Origin of the sequence: Thermus thalpophilus, from assembly GCF_022760915.1 — a bacterium.
GTDB lineage: Bacteria > Deinococcota > Deinococci > Deinococcales > Thermaceae > Thermus > Thermus thalpophilus.
Map to the genome: position 1 here is coordinate 1 of NZ_JAKTNS010000068.1, position 3,654 is coordinate 3,654.

The window sequence follows — 3,654 nt, forward strand, 5'->3', positions numbered from 1 at the left end:
TCCCAAGGGCCCCACCCCCACGGCGGACTCGGGAAGGGAGAAGCGGTGGACGCGGTGGCCGTGGGCTAAGGGGATGGGTTTGAGGTCCACCACCTGTGTCACGGGCGAAACCCGTAGCTTGCGCAGGCCTTCTCCCCCGGCCAGGGTTTGGGCGAGGTGGGCCAAAAGGGAATGGGCGTTTTTCAGCGCCCGGTAGAAGCGGGAGAGGTGGGGAAGAGAGGGGAAGTAAGCGCGGAGGGTGACCTTAGCGGCGAGGTAGCCTTTGGCGAGGTCTTGGCCCTGAAGGAGGATGAAGAGGGCGAGGGTGAGGAGTTCGGCCAGGGTGGCCTTTGGATGCTTCTGCCTCTTGGGGAGTTTGATGCCTTGGGCTTGGAGGGCCTTTAAGGCGTCGTCTACCCAGCAGTAGGTGGCGACCAGGAGGGTTTCCGCGTCAAGATAGTAAGTCAGCCGGAGGCTATGTTCCGGGGGTGCTCGCGGTGAGCTTCCATGGCACCCCCCTTTTTTTCACACCCCAGGGCTTCAGATCAAGTAGCACACGAAGGCATAACTCTTGACATGACCGCTAGAGCTCAAGGGGTAGCAAGCGGTAGCGCTTACCCCCTCGCTTCTCTGGGTCCACATGGAAGCGGCCCACGAAGGGGGGTGGAGTGCGCTCCAGGAAGCGAAGAACCTTTTCCTGGGCCTTGGCAAATTCTTCGGCTAACACAAGAAGCCAGTCAGGGCCTGGTTTCTTAGGTTGCGTGAAGAGGATGACCTTGGCTCCATACAGGCGAAGAGAAACTTTTTCCCCTGGACGATAGCGGATCCGGGCGTCAAGCGTGAGGATCACCCATCCCTGAGCGCTCACCTGGGGGATCCAGGTTTCGTCGGGCGTGTCGGGTGGGAAAAGCTCATCATGCAGCTTCACGAAAAGCCCCTGTTCCCTAAGGCGGTAGGGAAACTTTTTGCCCAGGTTGCGGTCGCAAAAGTAGATGGGTCCTTGCGGGGAGGGCTCGGAGGTCATGCCGCGGGCGCGTCCGTTCCTAGGCCTTCAAACACCACCGCTTCCCTCACCTCCTCCTCCTGGAGGCCATAGTCTGCGGCGATCTCCTCCAAGCCCTCCCCGGCGTTGAACCGCAGGGCGATCACCGAGGTCTTCACGCCCCGGACGGTGGGGGCTCCAAAGGCTACCCTGGGGTCCAGGACCACCTGCTCGCTGCGCAAGCGGGCACCCACGGCGGGATGAAAACGAAGGGGCAGACCCCTTTCGTCCCTTTCCACTCGGGATAAGTAGCTTTCCAGCACCTCCCGGAGGGCCAGCTGCCCGGTCCGGGTGAGGGCAAGAAGCTCCGTTCCTTGCCTCAAAAAGACGTCGCCCAGACCAGCTTCCAGGTCCAGGAGCAGCGGGCGGGGTTGGCCCAAGACCCTTTTGGCGTACTCCACCATGGAGCGGATGCGGCGCATGGGGATGTGGTGCTTCTGGCGCAGGGCTGCCAAGACGTTGGCCTCCACCAGGTTGAAAAAGGAGAGGTAAAGCGTGTTCCCCGGGGTTTCTATGAGGGGTGGGGAAAACCCTGGGCTTCCCTCCTTTGGGTAGCTCCGACCCCTAACCCAGGAGCGCAGGGTGGCTTCCGGCAAACCCAGGTACCGCGCCGCCTCCCGGGTGGAGTAAAGGGGGCGGTCCCTGGGATCAAGGTCCAGGAAGCCAGCGTAGTCCTGGGTTGTCTTGCGCGCCCTCACGGGGTTTAGTTTAACGCAGATTCCCCCATTAGATGAGTGTGGAACTCATATGGAATCATTCCACCATCTTATGGCACTTTTTGTCCCACATTCCGCATCCCCCCTCACCACTCTACTCTTGGGATTGAGGGATGGAACCCTCACCCGCTTTAGAGGTTTACGACCTGGCCCACCTGGGCCTGGTGGCGGGAGGCGCTCAAAGAGGCCCCGGTCCCCTGGCAGGAGCGGCTCTATCCTGGTCAAGCAAAGCGCCCATTAGCGCTTTGGGCCCTCCACCAGGATGAGGACCTAAGCCTGACCTTTCCCCCCTCCCACGATCCCCCAAGGAGGATGGGCTTGAGGGGAGAGAGGTCCCTCGGCACCTCCCGCCCAAGGAGGGGAAGAAAGAGGCCTACCCTCAGAACCCTCCAGGGATTGGCGCCAGGAGGGTTCCTTCCCTCGGTTGACCCCCGCTGGCTCCCCGGCGAGCTCCGAAGGCTTGACAGAAGACCTAAAGCTTGTTTGGTCTTACCGATCTCTCTCGCGAGCTTTCGCTTCAGGTACGGGTTGTTCTCACCCTCCCTTCGCTTCTTCAAGTCCTTGAGCAACCCCTCGTAGAAGCTCTGGGCGTCGGATTGAAAGGTGGGGTCCTCCAGCAGGCGTCCGTAGCTTTGGGGAAGCCCCTCCTTGAGGCCCAGGGCCCGCCTGCCGATCACGTAAGCGGCGACGGTGTCCTTGGAGAGGGAAAGCAAGGGGCTATACTTGAGCATCCCGATGGTGGAGGTGTCCTGGGGGTTCACCTCCAGCACCTGGACACCCTTTTTCCTCGCCAGGGTGTGGACCTTCCGGAGGAGGGAGGCGTAGGCAAAACGGTGCTGGATGGAGCGGAACCTCCTACCCGAACCATCTCCTCTCCTGGACTTCCGCAGGTATCGGAGCCTCTCGGTGGCGATGGCTACCCCCTGGGAGAGGGCGAGGTCCACCACCTGGTGGGCCGCCTTCCAGAGGAGGATCTCCTTAGCCCCACGGTTGGGGGCCCTGTCCACCTCGTCCAAGGGAATGGTGAAGTGATGCCGGAGTTCCCCATCGGGACTGACCAACGCTAAGGCCAGGTGGTGGGGGTGGGCGTTGGCGTCTAGGGCCAAGACGCCCCGCTCCTTCGTGGCCACGATGGGAGGCGAGGCTTCTTGCCAGGTGAAGTGGGCGTGGACCTCCCCGTTTCGCAGGGTGAGCTCCACGTTGTAGGGCTCGGAAAGGTACACCCGCTCCACCAGGGCCTTCACCTGAGGGTGGGAAGAGAGGACGAAGGCTTTGATGTAAGTCCGGTGTCCTAGATTGATCCGAAGCCACAAGGCTCCGTTTTCCACCTCCAAGCGCAGGTTGAGGTTGCCACCCTTGCTCCGGTCTCCCCTAGAGTAGAGCAAACCTTGGCGCTTCTCCTTCCACGTCCGCTTGAGCTCAAGGAGGCGCTTCCCCGAGAGGTGCTTCCGTTTGAGTCCCTCAAAGAGGCTCCTTCCCCCGAAGACCACCTTGCGGGGGTCTACACCGCGCTCCCTGGCGGAGTCCAGGACCCCTTGCGCCTTGAGGATGGCGTCGTCGGCGTAGCGGGTGTTGAGGCGGAAGAGCTGGCAGAGGGGGCCGTCTTCCTGTTTGAGCTCCTCGCGGCTTTTTCCTTCCAGGAGCCTTTGGTAGGCGAAGCGCGTGGCGGAGGAGAAGCGGCGCATGAGGTCCAGGAGGGTTTCGCGGTCCTCCCGGGAGGGGAGGTGGAGCTTGGCCTGGACGCCTCGGAAGCTAGCGTTCTTGTCCTTGCCCTTGGGCATCCCGCCGCCTCCTGGCGCGCGTCCGCGCGGCGAAGCGGGAAACTTGATGCCGTTCCCAGGCGCGCGGGGGGTCGTGTCAAGAGTTATGTGTAAGAGTCTGTGTACGGGGGGCATACCGCTCCTGAAGCATCTTCTC

At 62.3% G+C, this 3,654-nt stretch carries 2 protein-coding genes and 2 pseudogenes; all 4 read right to left on the reverse strand.

The genetic code is table 11. The features are described from left to right. A pseudogene (locus L0D17_RS13845) lies at positions 1-447 on the reverse strand (transposase); the annotation flags it as partial. Positions 448-562: 115 nt separating this feature from the next. Further along, positions 563-1,003: a PIN-like domain-containing protein gene (locus tag L0D17_RS12885; RefSeq protein WP_243095665.1), complete on the reverse strand. Its 441-nt coding sequence runs from the start codon at positions 1,001-1,003 to the stop codon at positions 563-565. Continuing rightward, complete coding sequence (locus tag L0D17_RS13850) at positions 1,000-1,719, reverse strand: DUF433 domain-containing protein (RefSeq protein WP_243095666.1); 720 nt, start codon at positions 1,717-1,719, stop codon at positions 1,000-1,002. Before L0D17_RS13850 ends, L0D17_RS12885 begins: the two co-directional genes overlap by 4 nt. A gap of 196 nt (positions 1,720-1,915) precedes the next feature. Further along, positions 1,916-3,518 (reverse strand): annotated as a pseudogene (locus tag L0D17_RS12895) (IS200/IS605 family accessory protein TnpB-related protein). Between the last annotated feature and the right edge of the window lie 136 nt (positions 3,519-3,654).